Annotated in this window: 5 protein-coding genes; 1 reads left to right on the forward strand and 4 read right to left on the reverse strand. The window is 67.6% G+C overall.

What is annotated here, in order from left to right:
• Positions 1-125 precede the first annotated feature (125 nt).
• From FV222_RS16475 to FV222_RS16490, 4 genes are all read right to left on the reverse strand, one after another.
• Positions 126-398, reverse strand: coding sequence for a hypothetical protein (locus tag FV222_RS16475; protein ID WP_147750620.1), 273 nt, complete (start codon positions 396-398; stop codon positions 126-128).
• Positions 399-555: 157 nt separating this feature from the next.
• On the reverse strand, positions 556-3,036 hold the full coding sequence (gene clpA / locus FV222_RS16480; protein ID WP_147750619.1) for an ATP-dependent Clp protease ATP-binding subunit ClpA: 2,481 nt from the start codon (positions 3,034-3,036) through the stop codon (positions 556-558).
• A gap of 26 nt (positions 3,037-3,062) precedes the next feature.
• Positions 3,063-3,464, reverse strand: a complete 402-nt coding sequence (gene clpS, locus FV222_RS16485; RefSeq protein WP_147815139.1) for an ATP-dependent Clp protease adapter ClpS — start codon at positions 3,462-3,464, stop codon at positions 3,063-3,065.
• A 167-nt stretch (positions 3,465-3,631) separates the two neighbouring features.
• Positions 3,632-4,033, reverse strand: coding sequence for a phasin family protein (locus tag FV222_RS16490; RefSeq protein WP_147762687.1), 402 nt, complete (start codon positions 4,031-4,033; stop codon positions 3,632-3,634).
• A 290-nt stretch (positions 4,034-4,323) separates the two neighbouring features.
• Here FV222_RS16490 and FV222_RS16495 point away from each other — a divergent pair.
• On the forward strand, positions 4,324-5,225 hold a 902-nt coding region (locus FV222_RS16495), incomplete at its 3' end, for a D-alanyl-D-alanine carboxypeptidase family protein (RefSeq protein WP_147815141.1).

Here is a 5,225-nt window from a genome sequence, read left to right on the forward strand (position 1 = left end):
GCCCGTCGCGCCGGGCCGCCTTCGCGGCGGGAGCCGCGAGGAGGGCGCCGATCAGCGCGGCGCGGCGGGTGAGGGGCATGAACGCTCCGTTCGCGCGAGAGGATGCGGCGACCGGAGCGGCGCGATCAGGCGCGCTTCTCCATCATCGCCTTCACCTGCATGAGCTGGTCCCAGACCTGGCCGGGCGAGGTCCCCATGAACTCGAAGCCGGCGTTGATGCCCCAGTAGATCCCGAGGCAGATCAGCGGCACGAGCACCCAGGCCAGGATCTCCTCGCCGCGGCGACGGCGGGTGCGCCGCCGCCGCCGCTCCTCACGGCGGGTGAGGGGCTTCGGTCGTGCCGCCGCAAGCGTGGGTTGCTCGACGGGCAGGAGGGGGCCCTCATGCAGTTCGCTCATTGTCACGCCCCCTCGGTCCTTCGCGGCGGCGTACGGTCGCCGCGTCCATGTCGTGGTTGTCCACGATCCTGAAAGCCGCAATCGCCGTCATGCGCAAGGCCCCGAAGCGCTGGGAGCGCTTCAGGGCCTGCCGAAACGGCGTTTCGTCCGTTCGTCGTCAGGCCCGGACGAGGGGCACCTTCGGCACCGTGCGGACGCCACCGCCGCCGGAATTGCCGCCCTTGTCGTCCTTGGGCGTCTTCTTGCGTGCGGCGGCCCGGGGCTTGGCCCGCTTGTGCTTCTTGACGGCGTTGGTCACGTCGGCCTCGGGCTTCGGCACCACAGGGCCGGCCGGGAACTCGAAGCCCAGCGTCTCCTTGCCGCCGGCCTTCGCCTCGGCATCCTCGGGCTTGCGCACGATGACGCGGACCGCGCCGCCGTTCTTCAGCTTGCCGAACAGCACCTCGTCGGCGAGCTGCGTCTTGATGCTCGACTGGATCAGCCGCGCCATCGGGCGGGCGCCCATCGCGTCGTCATAGCCGTGCTCGACCAGCCAAGCACGCGCCTCGTCCGACAACTCGATCGTGACGTTGCGGTCGGCGAGCTGCGCCTCGAGCTGGAGCACGAACTTGTCGACGACCTTGGCCACGACCTCCTTCGGCAGGTGGCCGAAGGAGATGATCGCATCAAGCCGGTTACGGAATTCCGGCGCAAACAGCTTGTTGATCGCTTCGACGTCGTCGCCCGTGCGCTTGGCCTGGGTGAAGCCGTAGGCCGACTTCGCGAGGTCGGAGGCGCCCGCGTTCGTGGTCATGATGATGATCACGTTACGGAAATCGACCTGCTTGCCGTTGTGGTCGGTGAGCTTGCCGTGATCCATGACCTGCAACAGGATGTTGAACAGGTCCGGGTGCGCCTTCTCGATCTCGTCGAGCAGCAGCACGCAATGCGGGTGCTGGTCGATGCCGTCGGTGAGCAGTCCGCCCTGATCGAAGCCGACATAGCCGGGTGGGGCGCCGATCAGCCGCGAGACGGTGTGGCGCTCCATGTATTCCGACATGTCGAACCGGAGCATCTCGACGCCGAGCGACGATGCCAGCTGCTTGGCGGCCTCGGTCTTGCCGACGCCGGTCGGGCCGGCGAACAGGTAGGAGCCGATCGGCTTGTCAGGATCGCGCAGGCCCGCGCGGGCCAATTTGATCGCCGAGGTCAGCGCCTCGATGGCGTTGGGCTGGCCGTAGACCACCCGCTTCAGGTTCTCGGTCAAATGCTGGAGCACCACCGCGTCGTCCTTCGACACGGTCTTGGGCGGGATGCGTGCCATCGTGGCGATCGTCGCCTCGATCTCCTTGATGCCGATCACGCGCTTCCGGCGCGCCTCCGGCACCAGCATCTGCGAGGCGCCGGTCTCGTCGATCACGTCGATCGCCTTGTCGGGCAGCTTGCGGTCGTTGATGTAGCGCGCCGACAGCTCGACCGCGGCCTTCACGGCCTCGGTGGTGAACTTGAGCTTGTGGAACTCCTCGTAATACGGGCGGAGTCCCTTCACGATCTCGATCGCGTCCGGGATCGACGGCTCGGCGACGTCGATCTTCTGGAACCGCCGCACCAGGGCGCGGTCCTTCTCGAAGTACTGGCGGTATTCCTTGTAGGTGGTCGAGCCGATGCAACGCAGCGTGCCGGCGGCGAGTGCGGGCTTCAGGAGGTTCGAGGCGTCCATCGCCCCGCCGGAGGTGGCGCCGGCGCCGATCACCGTGTGGATCTCGTCAATGAAGAGCACCGCGTTCGGGTGCGCCTCGATCTCCTTCATCACCTGCTTGAGACGCTCCTCGAAATCGCCACGGTAGCGGGTGCCGGCGAGCAGCGTGCCCATGTCGAGCGAGAACACGGTGGCGTCGGCCAGGACCTCCGGCACCTCCTTCTGCACGATCTTGCGGGCGAGGCCTTCCGCGATCGCGGTCTTGCCGACACCGGGGTCGCCGACGAGGAGCGGGTTGTTCTTCTGGCGACGGCACAGCACCTGGATCGTGCGCTGGACCTCGCTCTCGCGACCGATCAGCGGGTCGACCTTGCCGTCGCGGGCCTTCTTGTTGAGATTGACGCAGTAGGCGTCGAGGGCGTCGCCCTTCTTCTTGGTGCGGTTCTCGCCGTCGTCGCTCGGGCGTTCGTTCGAGCCTTCCTCGTCCGCGCCGCGAACGGGCTTGGACTCCGACGCGCCGGGGCGCTTGGCGATGCCATGGCTGATGTAGTTGACCGCGTCGTAGCGGGTCATGTCCTGCTCCTGCAGGAAGTAGGCGGCATGGCTCTCGCGCTCGGCGAAGATCGCGACGAGCACGTTGGCCCCGGTCACCTCCTCGCGGCCTGACGACTGCACGTGGATCACCGCGCGCTGGATCACGCGCTGGAAGCCGGCCGTGGGCTTGGCGTCCTGGCGGCCGTCGCCGGTGAGGTTGGAGAGCTCGGTGTCGACGTACTCGACGAGGCTGCGCTTCAGCGTGTCGATCTCGACGTTGCAGGCCCGCATGACTGCGGCCGCGTCCTGGTCGTCGACCAGCGCCAGAAGCAGGTGCTCCAGCGTGGCGTATTCGTGCCGGCGCTCGCCGGCGAGCGCGAGGGCGCGGTGAAGAGCTTGTTCAAGGCTGCGTGAGAAGCTGGGCAATGCTCGAGCCTTTGTGCTGCGTGAGCCTACTTTTTTTCCATAACACACTGCAGAGGATGTTGGTGTTTGCGCGCAAAGTCCATGACCTGCGTCACCTTGGTCTCGGCGACCTCGTAGGTGAACACCCCGCATTCTCCGACGCCGTTCTGATGCACGTGCATCATGATCTGGTAGGCGTCTTCCTGAGTCTTGTTGAAGAACCGCTCGACCACGAGCACGACGAATTCCATCGGCGTGTAGTCGTCGTTGAGCAGCAGCACCCGATACAGGCTCGGTCGCTTGGTCTTCGGCTTGGTACGCGTGATGATCGCGGTGTTCGAGCGATCGTCCCCGCCCGGCGATCCGGGGTCGGACGCGACCGCGGCGGATCGCGCCGCCGCGAGGGAGGGCCGGATTACACGCGTATGGGGATGAGCGGTGCCCCGCATCGGGACGTCTGTCATCGTGATCGAACCGGCTCCTTCATGCCGGCCGTCGCTCGTCGCATCGCTGCGACGGGTCCGGCCGCGTCGAGCCAATCTAGAGGGCGGGATTCGGTTTCGCCAGTCGTCTGCGCGCAACTGTCCGGGAGCGGCCCGCCGCCCCGGCCTCCGAGTCAGGCGGCCTTCGGCTCCGTCGCCGCCGTTACGGACCTGCCCGTCGCCGCGGCGAAGGGGTTTGCGAAGGGTTTCGCGAACGGGCCCGCCATGTCCGTCGCCAGGGTCGCGTAGAGGTCGCGGAAGGTCCCGGCGCGCGCCATCCAGAGTTCGCCCGCGGCCTTCACGAAGTCGCCCTGAATCGCTATCACCTTCACCGGGCTACCGGCCTTCACGACCTTCTCGGTGGTCGCGACGACCTCGGAGCTGACCTGCTTGAGATAGTCCATCCACTCGATCCCGATGGTCTGGCTCGTGCGGGCGGCGGCGCCGACGCTTCGGCTCAGCGCGGCGGCGCCGGCCTGGGTGCGCGCGAAACCCTGACGAGAGAGCTCACCGGCCGGGTTCGAAGCGAGGGTCATGGTGGGCCTCCTGCGACGCAGCGGGCTCGCCGCGCGACGGTGCAAGCAAGGATTCTCGGCCGAACAGGTCGACGCGGCAGACGATATTTGTGCGCCGCACCATCGAACGTCAATCCACGTTTGCACTGCGAAGTACACGTGCAAACTGCGGCGACTCCATTAACCGCGCCGTAACTGCATCACCGTAGCGTGTTTGACAGACGCGATCGGGCCACGCCTCGAGCGCGTCCCGAGCTGAATGGTGCGTTGCAAACCGGTCGCGGCCGGTCTGTCGAGGGCAATGAGTCGTGATGCGTAGCGTTTCCCGTCGCTCTCGAACCCTGCCCGCCCTGTCGGCCGCGCTCGCCGCCGCCGCGGTGCTGACCGCGATGGCCTCGCCCGCCGAGGCGCGCCGCCACGGTCGCCACGTCCGCCCGGGCGGCGGCTACAACCCGCCCTACGCCGCGATGGTGGTCGACGTGAAGTCTGGCCGCACGCTGCATGCGGTGAACGAGGACGCCCTCCGGCATCCGGCCTCGATCACCAAGGTCATGACCCTCTACATGCTGTTCGAGCAGATGGAGAAGGGGCGTTTCGCGCTCGATTCCGAGCTGACGATCTCGGCCCACGCCGCAGCGCAGGCGCCGTCCAAGCTCGGCCTGCGCCCCGGCCAGACCATCGCCGTCGAGGACGCCATCAAGGCGATCGTGACGAAGTCGGCCAACGACGTGGCCTGCGCCATCGGCGAGAACATCGCCGGGTCCGAGGAGCGCTTCGCCGAGCTGATGACCGCCAAGGCCCATGCGCTCGGCATGAGCCGCACGCATTACGCCAACGCCTCGGGCCTGCCCGATGCCGAGCAGATCACCACCGCCCGCGACCTGACGGTGCTCGCCCGCGCGATCCAAGATCGCTTCCCGCGCTACTACCGCTACTTCCAGACCCGGTCCTTCGCCTTCCGCGGCCGAACCATCGGCAACCACAACCACCTGCTCGGCAACGTCGAGGGCGTGGATGGCATCAAGACCGGATACACTCGCGATTCCGGCTTCAACCTAATGACCGCTGCCAAGTCCGACGACCGCCAGATCGTCGCGATCGTGCTCGGCGGCAAGTCGGGCGCCAGCCGCGACCGGATCATGGCCGACCTCGTCCGGGGGAGCCTGCCGCGGGCCTATGCCGGCGCCCGGCAGGCGCCGCCGACCGTCGAGGT

This window comes from Methylobacterium sp. WL103, from assembly GCF_008039885.1.
Lineage (GTDB): Bacteria > Pseudomonadota > Alphaproteobacteria > Rhizobiales > Beijerinckiaceae > Methylobacterium > Methylobacterium cerastii.